General features: G+C 61.1%; 20 protein-coding genes and 2 pseudogenes. 13 read left to right on the forward strand and 9 right to left on the reverse strand.

From position 1 onward, the window contains the following. The first annotated feature begins 189 nt into the window (after window positions 1–189). The 5 genes and pseudogenes from ACIPSK_RS08220 to ACIPSK_RS08240 all read left to right on the forward strand — a co-directional run bounded on the left by ACIPSK_RS08220 (window position 190) and on the right by ACIPSK_RS08240 (window position 5,240). Window positions 190–1,119: a carbohydrate ABC transporter permease gene (locus ACIPSK_RS08220; RefSeq protein WP_446532848.1), complete on the forward strand. Its 930-nt coding sequence runs from the start codon at window positions 190–192 to the stop codon at window positions 1,117–1,119. After that, a complete protein-coding gene (locus tag ACIPSK_RS08225; protein ID WP_012755199.1) occupies window positions 1,116–1,958 on the forward strand; it encodes a carbohydrate ABC transporter permease in 843 nt (280 codons plus the stop codon). The genes ACIPSK_RS08220 and ACIPSK_RS08225 overlap by 4 nt, the downstream gene beginning before the upstream one ends. Before the next feature lie 38 nt (window positions 1,959–1,996). After that, window positions 1,997–3,235: an ROK family transcriptional regulator gene (locus ACIPSK_RS08230; RefSeq protein ID WP_026154528.1), complete on the forward strand. Its 1,239-nt coding sequence runs from the start codon at window positions 1,997–1,999 to the stop codon at window positions 3,233–3,235. Between the two features lie 65 nt (window positions 3,236–3,300). Then, window positions 3,301–4,156, forward strand: a pseudogene (locus tag ACIPSK_RS08235) (sugar phosphate isomerase/epimerase family protein). A gap of 22 nt (window positions 4,157–4,178) precedes the next feature. Continuing rightward, complete coding sequence (locus ACIPSK_RS08240; protein ID WP_170255529.1) at window positions 4,179–5,240, forward strand: ABC transporter ATP-binding protein; 1,062 nt, start codon at window positions 4,179–4,181, stop codon at window positions 5,238–5,240. 171 nt (window positions 5,241–5,411) lie between these two features. Here the strand turns inward: ACIPSK_RS08240 and ACIPSK_RS08245 are convergent, their stop codons facing one another. Further along, window positions 5,412–5,888: a ProQ/FINO family protein gene (locus ACIPSK_RS08245; RefSeq protein ID WP_446532849.1), complete on the reverse strand. Its 477-nt coding sequence runs from the start codon at window positions 5,886–5,888 to the stop codon at window positions 5,412–5,414. Window positions 5,889–6,165: 277 nt separating this feature from the next. Between ACIPSK_RS08245 and panC the strand changes: the two are divergent. Beyond that, a pseudogene (gene panC / locus ACIPSK_RS08250) lies at window positions 6,166–7,076 on the forward strand (pantoate--beta-alanine ligase). Then, a complete protein-coding gene (panB, locus tag ACIPSK_RS08255) occupies window positions 7,073–7,894 on the forward strand; it encodes a 3-methyl-2-oxobutanoate hydroxymethyltransferase (protein ID WP_017967755.1) in 822 nt (273 codons plus the stop codon). Before panC ends, panB begins: the two are co-directional and overlap by 4 nt. Window positions 7,895–7,915: 21 nt before the next feature. On the opposite strand, the gene ACIPSK_RS08260 is transcribed toward panB, so the two are convergent. After that, window positions 7,916–8,830, reverse strand: coding sequence for a LysR substrate-binding domain-containing protein (locus ACIPSK_RS08260; protein WP_446532850.1), 915 nt, complete (start codon window positions 8,828–8,830; stop codon window positions 7,916–7,918). 144 nt (window positions 8,831–8,974) lie between these two features. On the opposite strand from ACIPSK_RS08260, the gene katG reads away from it, so the two are divergent. After that, window positions 8,975–11,155, forward strand: coding sequence for a catalase/peroxidase HPI (gene katG, locus ACIPSK_RS08265; RefSeq protein WP_446532851.1), 2,181 nt, complete (start codon window positions 8,975–8,977; stop codon window positions 11,153–11,155). 65 nt (window positions 11,156–11,220) lie between these two features. On the opposite strand, the gene ACIPSK_RS08270 is transcribed toward katG, so the two are convergent. From ACIPSK_RS08270 to ACIPSK_RS08285, 4 genes are all read right to left on the reverse strand, one after another. Beyond that, the gene (locus ACIPSK_RS08270; protein WP_446532852.1) at window positions 11,221–11,631 is read right to left on the reverse strand and encodes a PIN domain-containing protein; all 411 of its coding nucleotides are present in this window, start codon (window positions 11,629–11,631) and stop codon (window positions 11,221–11,223) included. Further along, window positions 11,628–11,888, reverse strand: a complete 261-nt coding sequence (locus tag ACIPSK_RS08275) for an antitoxin (RefSeq protein ID WP_446532853.1) — start codon at window positions 11,886–11,888, stop codon at window positions 11,628–11,630. The genes ACIPSK_RS08270 and ACIPSK_RS08275 overlap by 4 nt, the downstream gene beginning before the upstream one ends. 229 nt (window positions 11,889–12,117) lie before the next feature. Then, complete coding sequence (locus ACIPSK_RS08280) at window positions 12,118–12,675, reverse strand: DUF3299 domain-containing protein (protein WP_446532854.1); 558 nt, start codon at window positions 12,673–12,675, stop codon at window positions 12,118–12,120. Between the two features lie 105 nt (window positions 12,676–12,780). Beyond that, window positions 12,781–13,749: a zinc-dependent alcohol dehydrogenase family protein gene (locus ACIPSK_RS08285; protein WP_446532855.1), complete on the reverse strand. Its 969-nt coding sequence runs from the start codon at window positions 13,747–13,749 to the stop codon at window positions 12,781–12,783. Between the two features lie 50 nt (window positions 13,750–13,799). On the opposite strand from ACIPSK_RS08285, the gene ACIPSK_RS08290 reads away from it, so the two are divergent. Genes ACIPSK_RS08290 through ACIPSK_RS08300 form a run of 3 tightly spaced genes read left to right on the forward strand, consistent with a single transcriptional unit; the run spans window position 13,800 to window position 16,958 of the window. Next, on the forward strand, window positions 13,800–14,216 hold the full coding sequence (locus ACIPSK_RS08290) for an acyl-CoA thioesterase (protein WP_446532856.1): 417 nt from the start codon (window positions 13,800–13,802) through the stop codon (window positions 14,214–14,216). 29 nt (window positions 14,217–14,245) lie between these two features. Then, window positions 14,246–15,775 carry a class I adenylate-forming enzyme family protein gene (locus ACIPSK_RS08295; protein WP_446532857.1) on the forward strand — a complete coding sequence of 510 codons (1,530 nt, stop codon included), beginning with the start codon at window positions 14,246–14,248 and terminating at the stop codon, window positions 15,773–15,775. Further along, a complete protein-coding gene (locus ACIPSK_RS08300) occupies window positions 15,753–16,958 on the forward strand; it encodes a thiolase family protein (protein WP_446532858.1) in 1,206 nt (401 codons plus the stop codon). The genes ACIPSK_RS08295 and ACIPSK_RS08300 overlap by 23 nt, the downstream gene beginning before the upstream one ends. A gap of 19 nt (window positions 16,959–16,977) precedes the next feature. On the opposite strand, the gene ACIPSK_RS08305 is transcribed toward ACIPSK_RS08300, so the two are convergent. Further along, complete coding sequence (locus tag ACIPSK_RS08305) at window positions 16,978–17,436, reverse strand: carboxymuconolactone decarboxylase family protein (protein ID WP_170255643.1); 459 nt, start codon at window positions 17,434–17,436, stop codon at window positions 16,978–16,980. A 398-nt stretch (window positions 17,437–17,834) separates the two neighbouring features. On the opposite strand from ACIPSK_RS08305, the gene ACIPSK_RS08310 reads away from it, so the two are divergent. After that, window positions 17,835–18,599, forward strand: a complete 765-nt coding sequence (locus tag ACIPSK_RS08310; RefSeq protein ID WP_446532859.1) for an SDR family oxidoreductase — start codon at window positions 17,835–17,837, stop codon at window positions 18,597–18,599. Window positions 18,600–18,645: 46 nt separating this feature from the next. Continuing rightward, window positions 18,646–19,062, forward strand: coding sequence for a cupin domain-containing protein (locus ACIPSK_RS08315; protein ID WP_446532860.1), 417 nt, complete (start codon window positions 18,646–18,648; stop codon window positions 19,060–19,062). A 66-nt stretch (window positions 19,063–19,128) separates the two neighbouring features. Here the strand turns inward: ACIPSK_RS08315 and ACIPSK_RS08320 are convergent, their stop codons facing one another. Continuing rightward, window positions 19,129–20,412: a cystathionine gamma-synthase family protein gene (locus tag ACIPSK_RS08320; RefSeq protein WP_446532861.1), complete on the reverse strand. Its 1,284-nt coding sequence runs from the start codon at window positions 20,410–20,412 to the stop codon at window positions 19,129–19,131. A 72-nt stretch (window positions 20,413–20,484) separates the two neighbouring features. Beyond that, window positions 20,485–21,564 (reverse strand): YihY/virulence factor BrkB family protein, encoded by a 1,080-nt coding sequence (locus ACIPSK_RS08325; protein ID WP_446532862.1) that lies wholly within the window; start codon window positions 21,562–21,564, stop codon window positions 20,485–20,487. Window positions 21,565–24,384: the final 2,820 nt, after the last annotated feature.

Raw genomic sequence — 24,384 nt, forward strand, 5'->3', positions numbered from 1 at the left:
TCATCCGGCTGCCGCCACCTTCTCCCCGCTTGCGGGGAGAAGGAATATGCCGCGATCTCTCCGTCCCCATCTACCTCTCGCAGGGCACGTCCCCTCTCCCCGCGAGCGGGGAGAGGGTTAGGGTGAGGGGCAGCCACCGGCGAGAACCGACCAGTCATACTCAAATGCCAACCCCGGACAGAGAAGCCAATGAGCCCCATTGCCATCGAGGTTGACAGCCCGCCTCAAAGCAGATCGTTCATGCGCCGTTTCGCCGGTGCGCCCTTGCCCTGGATCATGCCCGTGATCGTCGTCATCGGCATCTTCTACCTTTACCCCGTCATCGACGTTTTCAGGCTTTCATTCACCAATGCCACGCTGATCGGCGACAATCAGGATTATACCCTGGGGTCGATCACCAATGCGTTGAGCTCGCCGCAGCTGCCAGACATTTTATGGGCAACCTTGATCTTCGTCGGCGGCAGCGTCATCGGTCAGCAGATTTTAGGCCTTGCGGTCGCCGTCGTGGTCATCCGCGGTGAAAAGCGCGGCTTGTTCGGCACCACCATCCTCAGAACGACGGCGCTGATTGCTTGGGTCGTTCCGGGAATTGCCGGCGGCATCATCTGGCAGATGCTCTTTTCCGAAGCTCCTTATGGTGCGCTGAACAGCATTCTAAGATTGATGCACATGCCGACGGTCGCCTGGCTCTCGGACCCTGCTATTGCGCCGTGGTCCACCCTCATCTCCAACATCTGGCGCGGCACGGCATTTTCGATGGTCGTCATGTATGCGGCGCTGAAGTCGATCGATCCCTCGCTCTATGAAGCGGCGGAGGTCGATGGCGCGACGGCATCGCAGCAGTTTTTCTTCGTCACGCTTCCGCAGCTGCGCGCGGCAATCCTCGTCAACATGATCCTCATTACGATCCAGACGGTGAATACCTTCGATGCGATCATCACGCTGACGGGCGGCGGTCCGGGGCGCGCGACCGAGGTCATCTCACTCTACGTCTTCAATATCGTCTTTAGAAACTACGACCTGTCCGGCGGCAGCGTGCTCTCCGTTCTCATGCTGATCATCAGCCTCGGGCTGGCCTTCATCTATGCGTCGTTCCTGCCGAAGGAGGAAGAGCAATGAACGGACGGACCGGAACGCGGCTCGGCGATGCCATGAGCTATCTTTTCATGCTGGTAATGTTCGTGTTCTTCGCCGGCCCCCTCACCTATCTCCTGTCGATGGCAATGCGTGACAAGCGCGAGATCTATCGCGGCGCGGCGCGATATATTCCGAACAATCCCACCATCGACAATTTCATCACCGTTTTGAACAACAGCTACTTTCCGATCTATCTCTGGAACGGCCTCAAGCTTGCCGCCCTTAGCGGGCTGGGCGTCCTGATCGTCGCTCTGCCCGCCGCATACGCTTTTTCCCGCTTTCAATTCCGGGGCAAGGGCCTGTCGATGATGGGGCTGCTGCTTTTCCAGATGATCTCGCCACTTGTGATCATGGTGCCGCTTTACCGCTACATGAACCGTCTGGGGCTACTGGATACGCATTTTGCCGTCGTCATGGTCTATATCGCGCTTGGCGTTCCGCTGGCGACCTGGCTTCTGAAGAGTTCGGTCGACGGCATCCCGCGCAGCCTCGACGAAGCGGCCATGATCGACGGCTGCAATCGATTTTCGGTCTTCTGGCGCATCATTCTGCCATTATCGGCGCCGGGCATCGCCTCTGTCTTCATCATCACGGTGATCGCCGGCTGGTCGCAATTTCTGGTGCCTTTTCTGTTGCTCACGAAAAATGATCTGATGCCGATCGGCGTCGGGATCTTTAACTTCCGCGGCATGCAAACCGACTCGTCCATCCAACTGCTTGCCGCCGCCTGCCTGATCGCGGTCGTTCCGGCGATCGTCGCCTTCCTGTCGCTCCAACGGCTGATCCTCGGTGCGATGACCAGCGGCGCGGTCAAGGGATGACGAGCGGTTTAGGCTATGCTCAAGGAAGGATTTCGAGCATGAACCAGACACTCGGCGCCAGGCTGTCCCCGGATCTGACCGGCGCCAATGTCGAAGATGCAGGTGAGCACAACAGGGCCGTCGTGCTGCGCTGCATTCATCGCCAGGCGCCGATTTCGCGCGCCGAAATCGCCAGGCGGACGGGTTTTACCAAACCGGCAATCGCTCGGATCGTCGATCGACTGCTGGACGAGGGGCTGATCATGGAAGCCCGCCGGCGGCACGGGTTGAGAGGCCAGCCGGCGATCGAACTCGAAATCAATCCGGATGCCTGCTTTGCCATCGGCATCAACATCGATCGCGACCATCTGACGATCCTGGCCGTCGATGCCGTCGGCAATGTCCGCGCCCGTGTTCATCATGAGAAACGTTTCATCCTGCCGGCGGAATTCCTGCAGCTCACAGCCGACGCGATTTCGCATTTCCAGCGCAGCCGGCTCATCGACGACGCGCGCCTTGCCGGTATCGGTCTGGCGATGCCGGATTGGCTTGGCGAGATTTCGCTCCTCGGCAAGCCCGAGGCCTATCAGGAATGGACGGCATTCGATGTGCGCGCCGCATTGGAGAACCTGACGCCGCATCCTGTCTTCATCGAGAACGAAGCCAATGCCGCAGCCCTTGCCGAACTCGATTACGGACTGGGTGCTGAAAGTAGCAGCTTCTTCTACATCGCCATCAATCCATGCCCCGGCGGCGGCCTCGTGCTCGACGGCAACGGTCATCGTGGCGCCATGGGCCTCAGCGGCGAAATTGGCTGGCTGCCGATTGCCGACGGCGGTGACGGGAAGGCCCATAAGGTCCAGCTTCTCGGCGAGATATTCTCGCTGTTCTTCCTCTATGATTTCCTCGCGAAACACGGCGTCGAAGTGAGTGTTCCCCACGATCTCCTGACGCTGGATGCGCATGGCAGGCGCCTCGTGTCGCAGTGGCTGAAGGAAATGAGCGCGCATCTGGCAGTCGCCGTCAAGCATATCGGCATGGTCGTCGACCCCGACGCCGTCCTTGTCGGCGGCAGATTGCCGATCCGCATCGTAGACGAGTTGCTGCGCTATGTGCACGAGCATCTCGATGCCGAGGACCCCAACCTTCCCTCGCTTCATCGCGCCTCGCTCGGAGAGGATGCCTCTGCCATGGGGGCGGCGGTCATGCCGATGGCAGCGGCCTTGATGCTCGCATCGGCAGACCCTGCGCAACGCACACGTTCGCCACTGAAGAACATGGATCGTCTGAACAGTTGAGAACGGGCGGCAAGGCCCGCGGATTTTGGTGAAGAACGGATTTTGGTGAAGATGGGAGGATTTTGGTGAAGATCGGCTTTTACACCTCGACATTCAACGATCGCCCGCTGGAGGAGGTGGTAGATTTCGCCGCGTCGGCCGGCTTTGACGCCATCGAAATCGACGTCGGCGGCCATATCAAGACGCCCGATCGGGTGGAGGCCGCCGTAGCACTCGCGCGCAGCCGCAACCTCTTCGTGTCGTCGATTACCTATTTCGGCAATCAGCTCGATGCTGACCGGGCAAAACGAAAGGCACTTCGCGAGACGACCGCCGAATTTGCGAGCGCGATCGGGCAAGCGGGCGTCCCGATCTTCGTGATCTTCCCGGGCCGGGACGACACCGCCAGCGACGAAGCCAATTATGATGACTTCGCCGATTTCGCCAACGGCCTGATCGCGAAGACACAACCGTATGGCCTCACCTTCGCAATCGAGAACTGGCCGGGTCCGAAGGACAATTTCATCGGAACGACACCGAAAGGATGGCAGGAGCTTTTTTCAGCGGATCAGGGATCCTCGTTTCGGGCTGGAATTCGATCCCTCCCACCTCATTCGCATCGGCGTCGATCCCTATCAGGCGATCGAGGCGGTGAAAGATCGCATCGCCATCCTTCATGTCAAGGACACGGCAATCGATCCGGAGAGGCTGCAGGCAATCGGCTATCACGACAAGGGCTGGTGGCAATACAAGCTGCCCGGGCTCGGCCTCATCGATTGGCCGAGGTTTCTGCGCCAGGCCAGCAGGGCTGGCTTCGACGGCACGCTGTCGATCGAACATGAGGATGCCGCCTATGGCTGGCCGGGCAAGGACTTAGCCGCGCGGAAAGACGGCGAGCGCCTCGGCCTTGATTATTTGAGAAATGTCCTGAGCGGACTTTGATGGCAATTTCGGGAGGACGGTAATGGCCCATGTTTCGGTCAACAATGCTCGCAAGGATTACGGCGCGTTCAAAGCCATAAAAGGCGTCTCGGTCGATATCGGCGACGGCGAGTTCGTCGTTCTGGTCGGTCCCTCGGGCTGCGGTAAATCCACGCTTTTGAGAATGATCGCGGGCCTCGAGGGCATCACCTCGGGGCAGATCCAGATCGGCAAGCATATCGTCAACGAGCTTGCGCCCAAGGACCGGGATATCGCCATGGTGTTCCAGAATTATGCGCTCTACCCGCATATGACCGTTGCCAAGAACATGGGCTTTTCGCTGCGGCTGAAACGGATGCCGAGGACGGAGATCGCTCAGCGGGTCGGCAACGCCGCGAAGATCCTCGGCCTCGAAAGTCTCCTGGAGAGATACCCCAAGCAACTGTCGGGCGGCCAGAGGCAGCGTGTGGCGATGGGGCGGGCGATCGTGCGCGACCCGGCCGTCTTCCTCTTCGACGAGCCCCTGTCTAACCTCGATGCCAAGCTCAGGGTGCAGATGCGCTCGGAGATCAAGGAATTGCATCAACGGCTGCAGACGACGACCATCTATGTCACCCACGACCAGATCGAAGCCATGACCATGGCCGACAAGATCGTCGTCATGAAGGACGGCCTGATCGAGCAGTCGGGCTCTCCGCTGGAATTGTATGATCGTCCGAACAACCTTTTCGTCGCCGGCTTCATCGGCTCCCCGGCGATGAATTTCATCAATGGCAACATGAGGGAAGAGGGGTTTCGAACCGCCGACGGCCTGCTCCTGCCGAGTGAGCGGCGTGCGCCTGAGGCCGTGACCTACGGCATTCGCCCCGAACATATCCGGTTGGACCCAGGCGGCATCGAGGTCACGACGGTGGTCGTCGAGCCGACGGGTTCGGAAACGCTCGTCATTGTCCGGCTAGGAACGCAGACGCTGACCTGCGTCTTCAGGGAACGGATCAGGGCCGCCCCCGGCGAGGTGCTGAGGATTGCGCCAATCCATGATGCGGTTCACCTGTTTGCCGGAAACGAGCAACGGATCACATCAGGCGAAGCGCCGTTGAACTGACCCGGCCGATTGCCCCTCCCCTTCGGTCGGCGCCAGCCGGGGGCGCGTTTTCCGCGCCCCCGATGCGGCCAAGCTCAGAGAGCAACTAAGTCGCCCTTGTGAATAACGGTCGCATGACCCAGAACCCGCAATGACGGCAAGCCGGATATGAGACGCTGATGTCATCCTGCTCTAGCTGGCGGCGTTCCTTTTGCCGAGGAGGGCTGCGCGGATCTGTTCGCTTTTGCTCAACAACAGGGGAGCGGGAACCGGTGGTGTCTGCTCAGGCGCGTCTGTCTTACCGGCGGCCTGCTTGAGGCTCAGGAAGCGCTTTTGCGCAACCAGCCGGTCTTCGGACGACAGTGGTTCGACGGGTTCGCCGTCAACGCCATGGCGCATGGAATCGGGCTGGGCGCTGGCGAAATAATAGCGCCGGCAGTGGACATAGGCCGCGGTCGCTCGCCTGAGCGTGGTGACACCGGCATCGGGCTTCAGGAGCGGGCGGAGTTCGTTGAAAAGGCCGACGGCAAAAGGAAGGACCGGATCTCCCGCCTTGGCCGGAAGGACGCCGACCGGCCGGATCAACAGCACATTGATCGCGTTTGCCTTCTCCACGTCGAGCTCGGTTGCCGCAATCGGTCCGCGGCTGATCTTCCAGGGCTTGTCCATGCGTCCTCCATGTAACGTCCATAGCGACCGACTGTGATGGTATCTTGACGGCAGGGCGAGTAACGGAAGTCGCACATCGTCGTTTCCACTGCAAGCCGGTGGGCTGCGGAACAGGAGCCGAGCGGCGAAAAGCCATTTCCCGGGAGCTGATTTGGCCTGGCGTCATCGGCCGCCGATGCATCTAATCGTTTTTATCGAGAAATATGCATTGACCTGCCGCATCGATTACACTTCATATCCGCGCCAAAGATGGAGCGACCGGCCGGGGGGAGGATATATGCGGGTTTTCTCGAGCATTGACGAGTTGCGCCACACGCTCGACGCGCTGAGGCGGCAGGGGCGAACCGTCGGCCTTGTTCCGACGATGGGCTATCTCCATGCCGGTCATATGGAGTTGGTCGCGCGCGCGCGCGCCGAAAACGACATCGTCGTCGTCTCGATTTTCGTCAATCCGCTGCAGTTTGGCCCGGCGGAAGACCTCAGCAAATATCCGCGCGATCTGGAACGCGATGCCGCCATGCTGAGACAGGCCGGCGTCAATTTCCTTTTTTCGCCTGGCGTCGAGGACATGTATCCGCACCCGATGCTTGCTGTCGTCGACGTTCCCGATCTCGGGCGCGAACTCGAAGGAGCGGTTCGGCCTGGGCATTTTGCCGGCGTTACCACGGTCGTCTGCAAGCTTTTCAACATCGTGCAACCGCAGACCGCCTATTTCGGAGAGAAGGATTACCAGCAGGTCGTCATCATCAAGCGCATGGTGGAGGATCTCGCCGTGCCGGTGCGGGTGATATCGGTGCCGACGGTCAGGGACAGCGACGGCCTCGCATTGTCGTCGCGCAACGTCTATCTCAGTAGGGCGGAGCGTCGTGCCGCGGCGATCGTCCCCCAGACCCTTGACGAGGCCGAGCGTCTGGTCGCCGGCGGCCTTGCCGATCCGGTAGAACTCGAGGCAAAGCTCACGGCGTTTCTTAGTCGCGAGCCTCTGGCAAAGCCCGAGGTCGTCGCCGTCAGGGATGCCTCAACGCTGCAGAAGGTCACGTCGATCACAGACCCGGTCGTCGTGGCGCTCTTCGTTCGGGTCGGCTCGACAAGGCTTCTCGACAACAGGGTCGTTGGTGACAAGCGATGATCGGGTACAACAGGGTTGTCGGCGGGCGGGGCCTGCCGGGAAAGGGAGTGACCAGATGAGCGCGGCAGGAATTCAGAAGCGCCTTACGCCAGCGCGCATTTCAGCCATGAAGGGCGGCAAGCCGATCGTCTGCCTGACCGCCTATACGACGCCCATGGCGCGGCTGCTCGATGAGCATTGCGACCTTCTGCTGGTCGGGGATTCGCTCGGCATGGTGCTCTACGGGATGGAAAGCACCATCGGCGTCACGCTCGAGATGATGATCGCGCACGGCAAGGCGGTGATGCGCGGCGTCGGCAAGGCCTGCGTCGTGGTCGACATGCCGTTCGGCAGTTATCAGGAATCCAAGGAGATTGCCTTCCGCAACGCTGTCCGCGTCCTGCAGGAAACCGGCTGCGATGCCGTCAAGCTTGAGGGCGGCGAGGAGATGGCCGAGACCATCGCCTTTCTGACGAAGCGGGGGATACCGGTTATGGGCCATATCGGCCTGATGCCGCAGCAGGTCCAAACCGCAGGTGGTTATCGTTCCGTCGGCCATTCCGAACACGAGACGTCGAAGATCCGCCGCGATGCGCACGCGATCGGCGGCTCGGGAGCCTTTGCCGTCGTCATCGAGGGCACGGTGGAGCCGCTCGCCCGGGAGGTGACGGCCGCCATGCACGTCCCGACCATCGGTATCGGCGCTTCTTCCGCCTGCGACGGCCAGGTTCTGGTTTCCGACGACATTCTGGGGCTCTTCAACGATTTCACCCCGCGCTTCGTCAAGCGCTACGACGAACTCGGCAAAAGGATTTCGGCCGCCGCCGCGGCTTATGCCGAAGAGGTCCGGTCGCGACAGTTTCCCGCAGCGGAGCACACCTTCAAGCGGCGATCCTGACGCGAGACGATGAAAGCTCCATCACCGCGCGATATACCGTTCGCGCATGGTTTCGGCGGAGCGGTGGACCGCCTCGGAAACCTGCTGGAGCTGTTTGGCCATCGGCGTTGAATTGCGCCAGATCATGCCGATCGTCCGCGACGGCTGCGGAGACTGAAAACGGGAGATCGAGACATGCGCCGAGCGCGTTTCGAGGGGAACGGCCATCTCCGGAATTAAGGTAATGCCGATACCGGCGCTGACCATCTGGACCAGGGTGGACAAAGAGCTGCCTTCCATAACTTCCCGGGGACGGGCGTGCCCTATCTTGCAGAACGACAAAGCCTGATCGCGAAAGCAGTGGCCTTCCTCGAGCAGCAGCAACCGCATTTCGCGAAGCGCCTCGCGTTCGGGCACCGGCTTACCCTCGTCTTCGGGCCGCCGGACCAGCACGAACTCTTCCTTGAAGAGCTCGAGTTCTGCTAGGGAGGGTTCCGACACGGGCAAAGCAACGATTGCCGTGTCCAGCTGGCCTTGCGCCAGCTCCTGAACCAGCTTCGACGTCTGCGTTTCGCGCACTTCGATCTGGATTCCCGCAAAGCTCCTGTTCAGGTCATTGATGATGGCCGGCAACAGATAGGGCGCAATCGTCGGGATGATGCCGATGCGCAGCCGCGTCAGGAAGGGATCGCGCGCGGCGCGCGCCAGTTCCGCCAGTTCGTCCACGCCACGCAGGATATCGCGGATCCTGAGAGCGACGGTCTGACCGAAAGCGGTCAGCTTCACCTCACGTGCGTTGCGCTCGAAAAGCTCACCGCCCAATTCTTGCTCAAGTTCTTTGATCTGCATTGACAATGCCGGCTGGGAGATCGCACAGGCTTCGGCAGCGCGCCGGAAGCGTCCATCTCGTGCCAGGGCCTCAAAATAGCGTAGCTGTTTCAGGGTAAGATTCTTCATAACCTCAGCTTATCGCAACGATCAGTAAATCCAACTTAAATTTATTACACGATTCCGATATGAAGACTGCCAGGGAGAGAGTGGGGCGCCAGCTCGGCTCATCTTTTTGGACAGCAGACAGATAAAGCAATCAAGGAGACGATCATGGACAACCCCACTGACAGCGCAGGCAAATGTCCTGTTGCACACGGTAATACGCCTCGCGGCAGATCCAATCGCGACTGGTGGCCGGATCAGTTGAACGTGCAGATTCTTCACCAGAATTCCGGCCGAGCCGACCCGCTCGGCCAGGCCTTCGATTATGCCGAAGAGTTCAAGAAGCTCGATCTCGACGGGCTGAAGAAGGATCTTCACGCGCTGATGACCGACAGCCAGGACTGGTGGCCGGCCGATTTCGGTCATTATGGCGGCCTGTTCATCCGCATGGCCTGGCACAGCGCCGGCACATACCGCATCACCGATGGCCGCGGCGGCGCCGGGGCCGGCCAGCAGCGTTTTGCGCCGCTCAACAGCTGGCCTGACAACGTGAACCTCGACAAGGCCCGCCGCCTGCTGTGGCCGATCAAGCAGAAATACGGCAACAGGATCTCCTGGGCTGACCTGTTGATCCTCACCGGCAATGTCGCGCTCGAATCCATGGGTTTCAAGACCTTCGGTTTCGCCGGCGGCCGCGCCGATGTCTGGGAGCCGGAAGAACTCTACTGGGGTCCTGAGGGAACTTGGCTGGGTGACGAACGCTACAGTGGCGAACGCGAACTGGCAGAGCCGCTTGGCGCCGTGCAGATGGGCCTTATCTATGTCAATCCGGAAGGCCCGAACGGCACTCCGGATCCGCTGGCATCCGCCCGCGACATCCGGGAAACCTTCGCCCGTATGGCGATGAACGACGAAGAAACCGTGGCGCTGATCGCCGGCGGGCATACCTTCGGCAAGACCCATGGCGCTGGCGATCCGTCGTTTGTCGGTGTCGACCCGGAAGGCGGCGCGCTCGAGGCTCAGGGCCTGGGCTGGATCAGCAAGTTCAACACCGGCGTCGGTCGCGATGCCATCGGCAGCGGCCTCGAAGTGACCTGGACCCAGACGCCGACCCAGTGGAGCAACTACTTCTTCGAAAACCTGTTCGCTTTCGAATGGGAGCTGACCAAGAGCCCGGGCGGCGCGCATCAGTGGACCGCAAAGAACGCTGAAGCCTCTATCCCGGATGCCTATGATGCGTCGAAAAAGCATCTGCCGACCATGCTGACCAGCGACCTGGCGCTGCGTTTCGATCCCATCTACGAAAGGATCTCGCGCCGTTTCCTGGAAAACCCTGCCGAGTTCGCCGATGCCTTCGCTCGCGCATGGTTCAAGCTGACCCACCGCGACATGGGACCGAAGGTGCGTTATCTCGGCCCGGAGGTTCCGGCCGAAGACCTGATCTGGCAGGACGTGATCCCGGCCGTCGATCATCCGCTTGTCGACGATAAGGATATCGCCGACCTCAAGGCAAAGGTGCTTGCGTCAGGTCTCACCGTGCAGGAACTGGTCTCGACCGCCTGGGCGTCCGCCTCGACCTTCCGCGGCTCCGACAAGCGCGGCGGCGCCAATGGCGCGCGCATCCGTCTTGCCCCGCAGAAGGACTGGGAGGTCAACCAGCCGGCGCAGCTCGCCAAGGTGCTCGCCGTTCTCGAAGGAATCCAGAGGGACTTCAACGCCGCCCAGGCCGGGGCGAAGAAGATCTCGCTCGCCGATCTGATCGTCCTGGCCGGCGCAGCCGGCGTCGAGAAAGCGGCAGCGGCCGGCGGTCATGCCGTTAGCGTGCCGTTCACGCCAGGCCGTATGGACGCCTCCGAGGCGCAGACCGACGCGCATTCTTTCGCAGCGCTCAAGCCCCGCGCCGACGGTTTTCGCAACTATATCGGTGGCCGGCAGTTCATGAAGCCGGAAGAGGCCCTGGTGGACCGTGCCCAGCTGCTGACGCTGACCGGACCTGAAATGACCGTTCTTGTCGGCGGCCTGCGTGTGCTGAAGGCCGGCGCGCCCGAACATGGCGTCTTCACGTCCCGTCCGGAAACGCTGACCAACGACTTTTTCGTCAACCTGCTCGACATGGGCACGCAGTGGTCCCCCGCTGCCGGCAAGGACGGCGTTTACGAAGGGCGCGACCGCAACACGAACGAGGTCAAGTGGACCGGCACCCGCGTCGACCTGATCTTCGGCTCGCACTCGCAACTGCGTGCCTTTGCCGAAGTCTACGCCCAGTCCGACGCCAAGCAGAAGTTCGTCAAGGACTTCGTCGCGGCCTGGACCAAGGTCATGAACGCCGATCGCTTCGATATCGTCTGATCGACAGCATTTTCCCCGGGCGCCGTTTCGGCTGCGCCCGGGCATTTTTTCATCGGAGACCGGACCTACTGCCCGACCGTCCAGTCTTCGACACTCAGGCCATCGACGCGGCAGAATTCCCCGACATTGTTGGTGACGAGAACCAGATCCCGGGTCCTGGCCTGAGCGGCGATCAGAACATCATAGGGACCGATCGGCGTTCCCTTTGCCGCCAATGCGGCACGGATCTCCCCAGCGGCCAACGCATCCTCCTGCTCGAAACCGACAACTGAGAAATCCGCCACGAACAGGCGCAGGGTTTCGAGGTTGTAGGAAATTTTCGCGCTTTTATAGGCGCCATAATAGAGCTCGTGCATCACCACGGTCGACAGCCCAATCGATCCCTCATCGCTGTCGATCACGCTCTTCAGCAGTGTTTCGGATTTCCCGCCGATCAGGGCGATCACCGCATTGGTGTCGATAAGATGCGTGATCACTTGAACAGGTCCTGAAGACCCGGTCTCTCCTGCTCCTCCGGCTGCTCTCGCCCTTCCGCCATGAAATCGTCGCTGAGGCCGCGCTCCAAGGCGCTATGCAACGATGCCCACCGCATGTTGCGATCGGCCCGTGGCCGAAGGATCACAGCATCGCCTTCCCGCGTCACCTCCACCTGGTCGACGTCGAAGCGGAATTCCTTCGGCAGCCGGACGGCTTGCGAATTGCCGGATTGGAATACGCGCGCGTATTGCGGCATGGGTGTCCTCCGAAGCTCGTATATATGCCACTGTATATACGCGATTGACGGGGCTCATTCAAGATTTTTTGCTCCAGCTTTCGAGCGGGAGGGCAGTGCGCAGCACCCGTTTCTGCGCCTTCTACTAGAGCATGATGCCGAAAAGTGTGAGCGGTTTTCGGACGACATCATGCTATAATGTAGAACAAGATTCAGATTTTAGGCCGAACGGGCCCAAAATCATCCTGTTCTAGCGAGGCAGAATGCCGAAAGGCGAAAGTGACAGCAGATCGGGATCGGTCGTCGCCGCGACTGTCGCCACCTGGGCGTGGCTTATGCTGTAGCCGTAGGTGAGGACGCGGTCACCGTCGATCATGAAGAATTGCGCCTGATCCAGGCCGGGCCGCAGGGTACCCCTCACGGTGACGGTCTCGTACATTCTTGCCAAGTGCAAAGGCTCTTCCGGAACGACACGAACCAGTTGGTTGGGCGGAGGGGAAGGCATGTGGCTGCAGGCTCCGGCCCAAGGCACCAGCATGAATTCGTAGACAAGATCGCCATCCTGGTCGATCGGCAGAACGAAGCCCGTCAATTCGATCGGATACTCCTCGCCATGCCAGGCGAGTGTTTCGCCCAGTGGGCCGCTCACCGCCTTGCCCGACAGCGGCACTGTCGCTTTGGCCTGATCGGCCGGCCGCAAAGCACTCCAGAAGATAGGCTGCGCGGCAGCGAAGGCGTTAGATACTGGCCACGCGGAACAAAATGCCAGCGCCGCGAACGTCAGGAGGAAAGGTTTGTGTTTCATCATTGCATCTCCACCGCGCCGACCGCTTTGACCACCTTGCCGCTGCCATGGATGCTACTTCTAATCCCGCTTAGCCGTCAAAACGTTGTCGCGGCCTGCTCACGTTCGTTAGGCCAGCAGCACTTTGCCGCCCGTCCGGAACGGAACGGCGGATCGCAGTGCTTCGCTGACCTTCTCCAGAGGAAACACCTCTCGCACCTCCGTGGCGATGACCTTCGAGGCGATCTGCGCGGCGAGCTCGGAATAGGCCCGCTGGACGTCGCTCATCGCTTCGGAATGAACCCATTCCCGGAGGTGACAATAGGAAAAGGCAATATCGGGATGTGCCGTCCAGAAAGAAGCCGGTATGCCCTGCCCCGAAAGCAGACCGTAATGCACGAAGTGTCCGCCGGGTTTCAGCACATCCGCGAGAATTGCAGCCCGCGCTCCTCCGACGCAGTCAAGCACCGCGTCGAGCCCATGCCGGCCGGCGAGCCCGGCGACCAGTTCGCTTTCCTCCCTATCGACAATGACAGCCTCAACCCGGCCTCGCAGGCGCTCAAGCGATCCTTCGTTGCGGATGATCGCAATCGGCTCCACGCCCGCGGCATTGGCGAGACCGATCAATATCGCTCCGATCGAAGAGGCGGCGGCATTGATGGCGATACGCATTCCCGGTCTCAGCCCGATCTTGGCATGCAGCATCAACCAGGCCGTCATCGGATTGACGTAGCTCGTCGCAGCTTCGAAATCGGTAAGCTCGCCTGGAACACGCAGGCACCAGCCTGGATCGGTATCCTTGAATTCCTGCCAGCCGCCGGCGCTGCGCACGGGCAGCACGCGTGTTCCGGGGGCAAGCCCATGAACCTCCTCGCCGCGCTGTTCGATCACGCCGAAAGCTTCGAAGCCGGGAACGAAGGGCAATGTCGTGCGCCCGCTATAGGCACCTGATATGGTGATGATATCGGACGGATTGATCGCCCGCGCCAGCAGGCGCACCCTGACCTGGTCGCGCCGCAGCGGCGGCAGCGCAGCGCGCTCGAGCTCGACGACATCCTGAGCCAGGCCGAATTTTCGCACGACTGCCTGATATTGCATTGCATCCCCCACACACTGCGATTAGATCACTCCGTCAAATTGGTGATCGAATGAGCGTTGACGATAGGCCTCTAGCATCGTTCCGGGTCTCGATGCGAGACATCGACATCTATGGTCACGTCCACAATTCCCGTTATCTCGATTATTGCGAAGATGCGGTCGTCGAGTTCCTGCGGCAAGGCCAAATTCTCAGCCATTTCCGTCACACCTCCTCCGGCGTTGCCTATCACGTGAAGAAGGCGGAGATCATCTTTCACAGTCCGATCGACCTCGACGATGTCGTGGAAGTGAAGGTGGACGTAGAAAAAATCGGGCGCACGAGCCTGTCCTTTGCCATAGAACTCTTTCGCCAGCGCGATGGCGCCCATTGCGCATCGGCGCATTTCGTCTGGGTCTGCGTCGGCCTCTCCGACAGCCGCCCGATGCCGATTCCGGAAGCGACCAGAGCCGCTCTGTCTCCCGGCTGATTGCCGATCGATCAAACCAACGGGTGTCCATGCCGATCCATGCGCAGCTTCTTCGACATGCAAGGGAGACACCGGATAAACCGGCGCTGGTGATCGACGGGCAATCGCTCAGCTATGGCGAGCTCTATTTGCGCGCCAAGGCAATCTATCGGTTTCTCCGAGATCTGCCCCGCTCGAACCGCCGCATGCTCGATCTGCCCGGTGTGGAGAAGCTTGCCGCTCTCAGCCTTGGCAATCATATCGGCTTTGCTGAGTATTTTACGGCGGCCACCGCTTTCCCGAATGCCTGTGCGGTGATCGACCCGACGATGCCGGTGGAAAGGATCGAACGGATCATCGAGCGCCTGGCGCCTGACGTTCTGATCGTCGACGACGATGCCGGGCCAAGTGCTGAAATTGCCCGGAGATTCGGCATTCCCGTCGTCACCGCCGGAGCGGAGGCCTTCGACCTCGCTGCGACGAGAAAGGAAGCCGACTTGCCGGTCGATGCCGACAAGATCTTTCTGATCGGCTTTACCTCGGGAACCACCGCCGAGCCGAAAGCCTATTATCGCTCGCGCGAGCAATGGCGCCGGAGCCTCGATCGCGGACGCGTCGTTTTCGAGCTCGAAGATGCGCCCTCGACAATGTGTCCGGGAGCCTTGGCTCATGGCCTGGCGCTTTATGCACTGGTCGAAGCTGTTGATGCTGGGGCAACCTTCCATACCGTCCGGAAATGGGATCCCGTCGCGGTCGCACGCACGCTCTCCTCCTGGCACGTCGAACGGCTGGTCGCAGTCCCCACACATATAGCGGCCATTGCAAGGGCGTGGGCGGGTGAACCCGCTCTGACCTCCTTGCGTGACGTTCTGACCGCCGGTGCAAAGCTTGACAGGAACGGGGTCGAATCCATGCGTCGCCTTTTTCCGAAGGCCCGCATCCGGGAATATTACGGCGCATCCGAAATTGGTTTCATGACCGTCTCGACCCTTGCGGGCGGCGAGATCGATTTTCCGATCGACCGGGTCGGACAAGCTTATCCCGGCGTCAAAATTTCCATTCGCGACCCCGATGAGAACGACGTTGGGACCAATGTGCCGGGAACCATATTCGTTGACAGCGACCTGATCGCGGATGGATATCTCTGGGGCGATGACGGTCAGGCCTTCCGGGTCACAGAAGCGGGAGCGACGGTCGGAGATCTCGGCGAACTTGATGCCGATGGCATGTTGCGGGTGATCGGCAGGGCGGGTGGCATGATGATATCAGGCGGCAACAACATTTATCCCGCCGAAGTCGAGAGCGCGCTGAAAGCCTGCCCTGGGGTAGAAGATGCCGTTGTCTTCGGGCTGCCGGACGCCTATTTCGGCCAGCGGATCGTCGCCGTCATCTCGGGAGAGATGGCGGATCCGAAAATCCTGGCCGATCATTGCGCGCGGATGCTCGCCAGGTACAAGATCCCCAAGCGATTTTACCATATAAGGTCCTGGCCGATGACAAGCAGCGGCAAGATCTCGAGGGGGCAAGTGGAGCGGGCCGTGGTTTCTGGAGACGATCTTGTCCTACGCCTATCAGCCTGACGAGGATTGGCAGCCAGTTGTCGTTGCCGCCTACCGGTCACCGATCGGCCGAGCTTTCGGATCGCTGTCGACGGTTACGGCAGAAGACCTGCTTGCGCCGATCATCCGCCGGATCGTGTCCGAAACGGGAGTTGCGCCCGAAAATATCGACGATGTGCTGGTGGGCAATGCCGCTGGCGGCGGCGGAAACATCGCGCGGCTGGCAGCGCTCACCGCAGGTCTGCCCATGGCGATTCCGGGAGTGACCATCGATCGGCAATGCGGCTCGGGCCTGGAAGCGATCATCATGGCGGCCCGCTTGATCCAGGCGAAAGCCGGCGCATGTTTTCTCGCCGGCGGCGTCGAGAGTGTCAGCACCGCGCCATGGCGCGTCGAAAGACCAAAGGCGAATGGGGCGCTGCCCCGCTTTTACGGGCGTGCCCGATTTTCGCCTGACACGATCGGCGACCCGGAGATGGGGATTGCTGCCGAAAACGTCGCCCGTCAGTTCGGCATATCGCGGCAGAGACAGGATGAATTCGCCCTGCGCAGCCACCGGCTCGCCGTAGCGGCGGCGGAGGCAGGCATCTTTCGCCCCGAGATCGTCGACATTTCCACCGGCCACGGGCCGATCGAACGGGACGAGTGCCCGCGCCCGTCCACATCTCTCGAGGCGCTCGCAAACCTCCGGCCGGTCTTCCTGGCCGATGGTTCGGTGACAGCCGGCAATGCCTGCCCGCTGAACGACGGCGCCTGCCTGGTTCTCGTTATGAGCCGCGGCATGGCGAAAAGCCTCGGCATCGAAAAGGGCCTTGCCTTCATCGACAGCGCCGCTGCCGGCGTGGATCCCAACCTGCTCGGCATCGGCCCGGTCGCCTCGACCAGGAAGCTGCTGCAGCGTCAGCCCGGGCTTTCGCTCGTAGCCATCGATGCCATCGAATTCAACGAGGCCTTCGCCGCCCAGGTTCTGGCATCGGTAGATCAGCTCGATATTCCTGCCGACACGATCAACAGGAACGGCGGAGCCATTGCCTTAGGCCATCCGTTCGGGGCCTCCGGCGCAATCCTCGTTACCAGGCTGTACAGCCAACTGATCCGCAACACCGGGGATGCCTGGGCGCCCGGTGCGACTGCCTTGGCCATGATCGGCATCGGCGGAGGCATAGGGCTGACCGCCATGTTCGAGGCTACTCAGCTTTCCTGACCGCCGAAGGCGCAGACCGTCAGGCGGCGGCGCGTTTGTGATCGGCGGGATGCTGAAGCCGAAAGCCAATCGCCAGCCTGTTCCAGGCGTTGATCATTGCGATGCCGATCGAGAGCGCCACCAGCTCGTCATCCGAGAAGTTGGCGTGCGCTTCTTCATAGACATCGTCCGGCGCATGGCTTTTCGCAATCTCAGTGAGAGCTTCGGCCCAGGCGAGTGCGGCCCGCTCCCGAGTGGTGAAGAGCTGCGACTCCCGCCACGCGTTCAGAAGCAGCAGCCTGTCATCCGTTTCGCCGAGCTTCAGCGCGTCCTGGCGGTGCATGTGCAGGCAGTGAGCACATCCATTCATCTGGGAAACGCGCACTTTGACGAGTTCGAGCAGCTTCGGATCGAAGCTTTTGCCAATCCAGCCTTCAACGGCCACGAGACCGTCGATGCCGCTGTTCTTATGGGCCATGAAGTTCAGGCGCTTGATCATTCTTATCTCCATCGTGAGAGGATTGATGACGCAAGCCTCGGCTTGCAGGCCAGTGAATACGCCTTGCTTTCCGGGTCGGCCATCTGCCCCGATGGTAGACCAGGCCGATGCCTGTCGACGTGATCTTCCGCCATTTCGCCTGGCTGCCTCGACCGCAGAGCCAGCTGCCCTACTGCGTTCGCATAGGGTGACAGCGACCGAGGGAGAATAGTTTGGCACCGCGATCCGGCGCATTCTCCTGCCTATCGGTCCCAACCGGCCGTACCGGCGACGGTCCCGATGAAGTCGCTTCACTCACCGAGGAGGCGGGGGCATGCCGGGCAGTTGCCTGCTCGCTTTCAAGTCAACAAAGGCAAGTCAACAGAGGAAACTCCTCCTAGAGAACAAGGAGACTACCCATGAAAATCGTCGTTATCGGCGGCACTGGCCTCATCGGCTCAAAGACCGTTGAAAGATTGCGCAACAAGGGGCACGAGGTGTTGGCGGCTTCGCCGAATTCGGGCGTCGACACAATCACCGGCAAGGGCGTGGCGGAAGCGCTCGCTGGCGCGCAAGTAGTGCTCGATCTCGCAAACTCGCCTTCGTTCGAGGATAAGGCCGTCCTGGAATTCTTCCAGACGTCGGGCCGCAATCTGCTCAAGGCAGGGGCTGCCGCCGGCGTGAAGCATCACGTCGCGCTGTCGATCGTCGGCATGGAGCGCCTGCAGGGCAGCGGCTACATGCGCGCCAAGATGGCCCAGGAAGAGCTGATCAAGACGTCCGGAATACCCTATACCATCGTGCACTCCACCCAGTTCCACGAATTCATGGCTGGCATCGCCCAGTCGGGTGCCGTCGGCCAGACCGTGCATCTGTCGCCGGCCTATGTGCAGCCGATTGCCTCGGACGACGTCGCCGACGTGATGGCCGAGGTGGCGCTCGGCACGCCTGTGAACGGCACGATCGAGATCGGCGGGCCGGAGAAAGTCCGCCTCACCGAAATCGTGACGCGTCTCTTCAAGGCGACGAACGATCCGCGCCAGGTGGTCGCCGATCCGCACGCCCGCTATTTCGGCGTCGAGCTCGAGGACAATTCGCTCGTGACCGGAGCCAAGGCGCGGCTCGGCCAGATCCGCTTCGACGATTGGCTGAGCCGGCAGCCGCCTCAGAAAAAGAGCGCCTAACAATAGGGGGCCTCGCGACCATTCCCTTTAACGCAGGAGATCAGATATGCTCAGAAAGGTTATCTCGACGACCGCATTCGCCGTCGCTATTGCCGCCGGCGCGCAGGCTTACGCCGCATCGGGTGGCAAAGCCAAGCTCAGCGTCGTCTACGACCAGAAGCTTCCCAATGTCCCCGGCAAAAGCATGCGCGCCGTGCTGGTGGAATACGGACCGGGCGGCACGTCACCCGGCCATACCCATCCGGATTCGGCCTTCATCTATGCCACCGTTCTCGAAGGAGCGATCCGCAGCCAGGTGAATGACGGGCCGGTAAAGACCTACAAAGCCGGCGAAAGCTTCTCCGAGTTTCCTGGCGATCACCACAGCGTCAGCGAAAACGCCAGCAAGACCAAGCCGGCGCGCCTGCTTGCGGTCTTCGTGCTGAATACGGACGAGAAAGAACTGACGACCGACGACAAATGAGGTCATCAACGCATCGATGCCCGGCGTCGTCGGGCATCGATATCAATGACATCGCTGCGATTGGCGTCAGGCCGCCTGCAGCGCCAGTTCCAGGTCTGCAATCAGGTCGTCCGGATGCTCGATGCCGATCGAAAGGCGGATCGTCGATTCCAAAACGCCGATGCGCTGGCGGACGTCGGCGGGCACGCCGGAATGCGTCATGGTGGCCGGATGGCTCGCAAGCGATTCCGTGCCGCCGAGACTGACCGCGAGCTTGAAGATCTGCAGCGCGTTCAGGAATTTGAACGAGGCTGGCTGACCACCGCGGATGTCGAAAGAGAAGGTCGAACCGGCGCCGGTGCATTGGGCGATGAAGGTCCGCCCGGCCGGCGAGTCCGGATCGTGGTAGGACAGGTAGTGAACCTTCTCGACCTTCGGGTGATCACGCAGAAAATCTGCGACGGCGCGGGCGTTGCTGTTTGCCCGTTCCATGCGCAGCTGCAGCGTTTCCAGTGAACGGCCGAGCATCCAGCAGGAATGCGGATCAAGCTGGGTGCCGATCGCGCCGCGCAGGGCCTTGATCTGCTTGATCACCGCCTTGCGACCAAGGACGGCGCCGGCGATCAGGTCGGAATGACCGCCGACATATTTCGTCAGCGAATAGAGCGATATATCGGCGCCGTGCTCGATCGGCCGCTGGAAGACCGGTCCGAGCAGGGTGTTGTCGCAGACGATGATCGGCATATGGCCCTGTCTTGCACCGATCATGTCGGCCACGTGCCGGATCATCGAGACATCGACCAGACTGTTGGTCGGATTGGCAGGCGTCTCGATCAGGATGACGGAGACGCGGCCCTTGGCCATCGCCTCTTCCGCGGCCTTTTGCACCGATCCTTCGCTGACGCCATCGGCAAATCCAATGGCGGCGGCGCCGAGATTCAGGAAGGTCTTCGCCAGCAATGTTTCCGTTCCGCCGTAGAGCGGTTGCGAATGCAGGATCGCATCGCCCGGCCGGACGAAGGCGAGCAGAGTGGTGGCGATCGCCGCCATGCCGGATGAAAACAGCACGCCGCTTTCCGTCCGTTCGTACACGGCGAGCCTGTCTTCGACGATCTCGCTGTTCGGATGGTTGAAGCGCGAATAGACGAGGCCGGCCCCTTTCCCCTCGGGCGGCTCGCGACGGCCCGACACATAATCGAAGAAGTCGCGGCCATCCTCGGCCGTCTTGAACACGAAGGTGGAGGTGAGAAACACCGGCGGCTTGACTGCCCCTTCAGAGAGTTCCGGATCGTAGCCGTAGTTCAGCATCTGCGTCTCGGGATGCAGGGCATGATTGCCGATATGAGTTTTGGAAGGATGCGGGGCGGTCATCATCGTCTCCTGTGTCGGACTGGCGAAATGTCAGAATACATCAAAACTGTAGGAGAGGAGCAATCTTCGCGGTCAGTTCCTGGTCTCGCCCAAAGTGTCCGCGACATAGGCGCCTCGCGCTCCCATTGGCAGCGGTGTCCCCGTCGTCGTGTCCCTGGCGGTCTGATGTTCGAGTTCGCCGTTCAGCTCTGCCCCAATGATGAGAATGACAACGGACAACCAAATCCACATGAGGAAGCCGATCAGCGCTCCAAGGGTGCCGTATGTCGCGTTGTAATTGGCGAAATGATTCAGATAGAAGGAAAAGCCGAGCGACATGAGGGCCCAGCCAACAGTAGTCAAAGCCGCGCCCCACGTCATCCACTGGGCTTTTGCAGGCTCCCGGCTTGGGCCAAAGCGGTAGACCAGTGTGACGGCCACCGCAACCACGAGCAGGAGCAGCGGCCACCTAAGAAGAAGAGCCAGGTGCTCCTTGAATTGATCGAGCCAAAGATAGGAGAGCACGACTGGCATTACGCCAACGAGGGCCACCATGACGACCGCAAAAGCCATTGAACATAGGGTGAAGCAGAGACCCGTCAGATTCAGTCGCACGAGGCTTCGTTTCTCCTTTTCCTCATAGGCCACGTTCATGGCGTCGAATATCGCCAGCGTTCCATTATGCGTGCTCCATAGCGCGATCGCGAGGCCTACGAAAAAGGCGATCCCGAGTGTGCTGTCGCGCCGTTCGACGAGCGCCTTGATCTGATCTGCAAGAAGGTCGAACGCGCCAGGTGGCATGAGGACGGCCAGTTCGCGAAGGTGTTCTGATATGGTAGCGGGATCGGCAACCAGCCCGTAAAGAGAGACCAGGGCCGCGAGGGCAGGAAATATCGCCAGCAAGAGATAGAAGGTCACGCCTGCCGCGATGAGAGTGACCCTGTCATCTAGAATTTCATGGAAAACGCGCCAGAATACGTCGCAAAGGCCGCTGAAAGGGATAGCCTCGGGCGTGCTGGCGCTGCGGCCATGATCGTCAACTGCGTGGCCAGGTTCCGCAGACGGGGCGGCCGACCTGCGCTCGATTGCCTGCATGTAGACAAGTGCGCCGACCGCTGCGGCCATCATTGCAGCCGCGGTAGAGAACCTCTTACGTTGAAGCACATCAGGCATATGGATGGTCTCCGATCTAGTGCGGAGATAACGCGGCGTGCCGCTAAAGGATGCAAGCCATTGCTTGGCTGCGGGCACTTGATGCGGGACTGAGATCGTCCGTTTGACGAATCGTGTGAGGATCGAACCGATTAAGCCGCGTCGCCACCGCGCTCAGTATCTCCTAAAGCAAGGCCAATGGAGTAGTTTCAGAAATCATAATCCATTGATATTACTGCAAATTGCCCGCTTTGCGGAAGCAAGCGCGGGCGTTAGTTCCCTTACTCCATGGTGGTGCTTTGGTGCCGCTACGGGCAGATCGGTGCGCAGCCAAAAAGAGGAAGCGGCGCTTGGATCGGAATCCCTTGCTGTCACCCGATCCGCGCGCCAGCGTCCGGCATCTGCAGCAATGGCCTCTGTCTCGGTGCCTATAAGAATAACGCCGTTGACACCGACGTGCAATAGCCGCTTACGGCTCTGGCTGCGAGCCGATTGTTTCCCTCCGTGTGTCCCCTGGCAAGCGTCGGCGACACCGGGAGAATGCCCGCCTGAAGACGCGATCTCGATGGCCTCGGTGATTGCTCGATAGTGTCTCGGCGGTACGAGCTGAAATCGATCAAGTGGCCGCGCGTGGGCTGAGCCGAGCGCGAGGTGGCGGAGGTGCGGTGCACGCCGCTTCGGCCGCAGGCTAGTTTGCAGCGTGGCGCTACTTTGCGGCACCCGCCCCTGTCGACCTGCGCTGAAGGTGCTGCTCCCCGGCGTACCGTTTATAGGTGCAGGAACATCTTCCGGCATGTCGGTCGGGGATGAACGCAGCTCTCCTACAGTGGCTGGCAGCGGGGCTGCACGCTATCAGTAGCTGTATCGGAGACGGGCGCCGCGCATCGAGCATGATGGGACGGTCTGGGCTCTGAGGTCGGCTATCTCAGGACAAGGTGGACCCATGACTGCCGTCCCCACATATGCTCGGCTCACTGTCGCAGGCATGTCGACGATAGTCGCCGCTGCGGCAGTGCGCTCACGGACGTGGTCTACGTCAGCGACTGCCTGTTGCAATGGGCTGATGCGCCCGACGGGCTCGGCCGTGAGCTCCCGATCTTGCGGAATGAAAGGATGCCCTCCCCTACCGCTCGGCCATACGATGAAACGGATGACAGCGAGGCGGTCGGACTGCTGGCCGACTACTGAGGAGCCGACGCCATGACCAAGGCAGAACGTTGGCTGATCACGCCGTTGTCCGCGGACAACCGCATGTTCCGCAAGATCGTTTGCTCCTGAAGCGGGTTCCGCAGCAACTGGTTCGCAAGGATATTGCGGCGGGATCAACAGCTCTGCCTGACGTCGTGCAAAAAGCCGGTTCATAAGCCTCAAAGGCGTCACATGTGCGGCTTCAAGATCTCTGTCCGCAATGCCGAGGCATGCACCATGTTTGGCGACGAGAAGAGCGCCGTCCAATCGACAAATCGCGGCACTGTGCGCGCTGCGGCTTCATTCATCGAATGGCAAAGGTTGTGGGCCGCCGCAGCGCCATCATCCTTGCGGCTCTTGCGTCGCATGGGGCAGCAATCGAGACTCCCATCGTTTGACAAAGGCAGGCTGGCTAACGGCAACGCGGCGTTTGGGCAGAGCGGGTGCCCCAACTGAGCTAATCGGGAAGAAGGCGGCGAGCCAGTCCTTCGAGGCCCCACCGGCCGCCCCAGTTGGGTAGAGAGGGCGGCACGCAACGGCAGCGAACCGATCAGTCTGTTGGTTCAAGGGGGTCGATCAATTGGTCCGGTTCAAGCTATGTCGACTGGCCGACTGCAGGCCGAAGGTTGATGGATGATGGAGTGGATGGCTGAGCGCCGGCCGCAGCATTCGCAAATGTGGCTGGATAGTGGGTGTTGTCGCCGTCATTTGTAATCGGCGCGCGATCTGTCAGGTTGGCGATCGCCTTCTTCGATGCCTCGATCAATTCCGCCGTCAATCGGGTGGAAATGAGTGAAGCCAGAACATCTATTGGGCGAAGGATGGGGCACTGTGCGACCAAGACGGATCGCCGTCGATCATTGAGATGATCTCCTCGCGTCATGCTGTTGGCACAGCCGCGGTGCGATCCTGGTGCGCTCATCAAGCGCCAGGACGTCGGAGAGAATCCCTCCGCCAAGATCCCCGCTCGGCAAGTTGTCCGCGGACAACCCGCGCCCGGGCCGATAGCGTGCCAGAGAAGGCTGCATTTGCCTTGAGGCTCGTCTGCGATATCAGTGCGGCCGCTAGGCTTGAATTTGCCGCATTGCGGCACTACCTCGTGACCGACCGAAGCGCTAAACCCCTCCGAGCCGCTTCGGCCCGACGGACAGCACTCCTCCTCCCAGGCTGTCGGTCACTATCGAAGCCCGGCGCATTCTCCCGCGCCGGGCTTTTGCCGCCTCCGCGACCCACCGTCCTCGCCGGTCAGCGAGCGTCTCCTTGTCCTCCATTCTTGTCGCTCCGGTCCCCGAACCGGTTTCGGCGGCGATTTGGAACGCCGAGCGGCGGCGATCAATTGCGTGCGTCGGCAATCTGTGTCGCTGCTGCCGTGCTGCAGCCAGCAGAGGAGCCGTGATCGTCCGGGGTGGGGGCACGCCGCCGAGACGCCGCCGATCGAGGGCCGTCGCCTACTGGCCTTCATCGCCAGTCTGAGTGCCGTCCTCCCAGAGGGGCGTCGAGAGCCGTAGTGGGATCGCGCCGGTAAGTTCGGACCGGCCAGAGGTCGCCAGACGGCGCGGACTGTCCGGCTCCTGCTGCTCACAGATTTCGATAAGCCCGACGGGTCGCCGGCTGGGAGCCTGCAATGAGCTTTGAGATAGCTGCATCCGAGGT

It is taken from the genome of Rhizobium sp. LARHSG275, assembly GCF_052871115.1.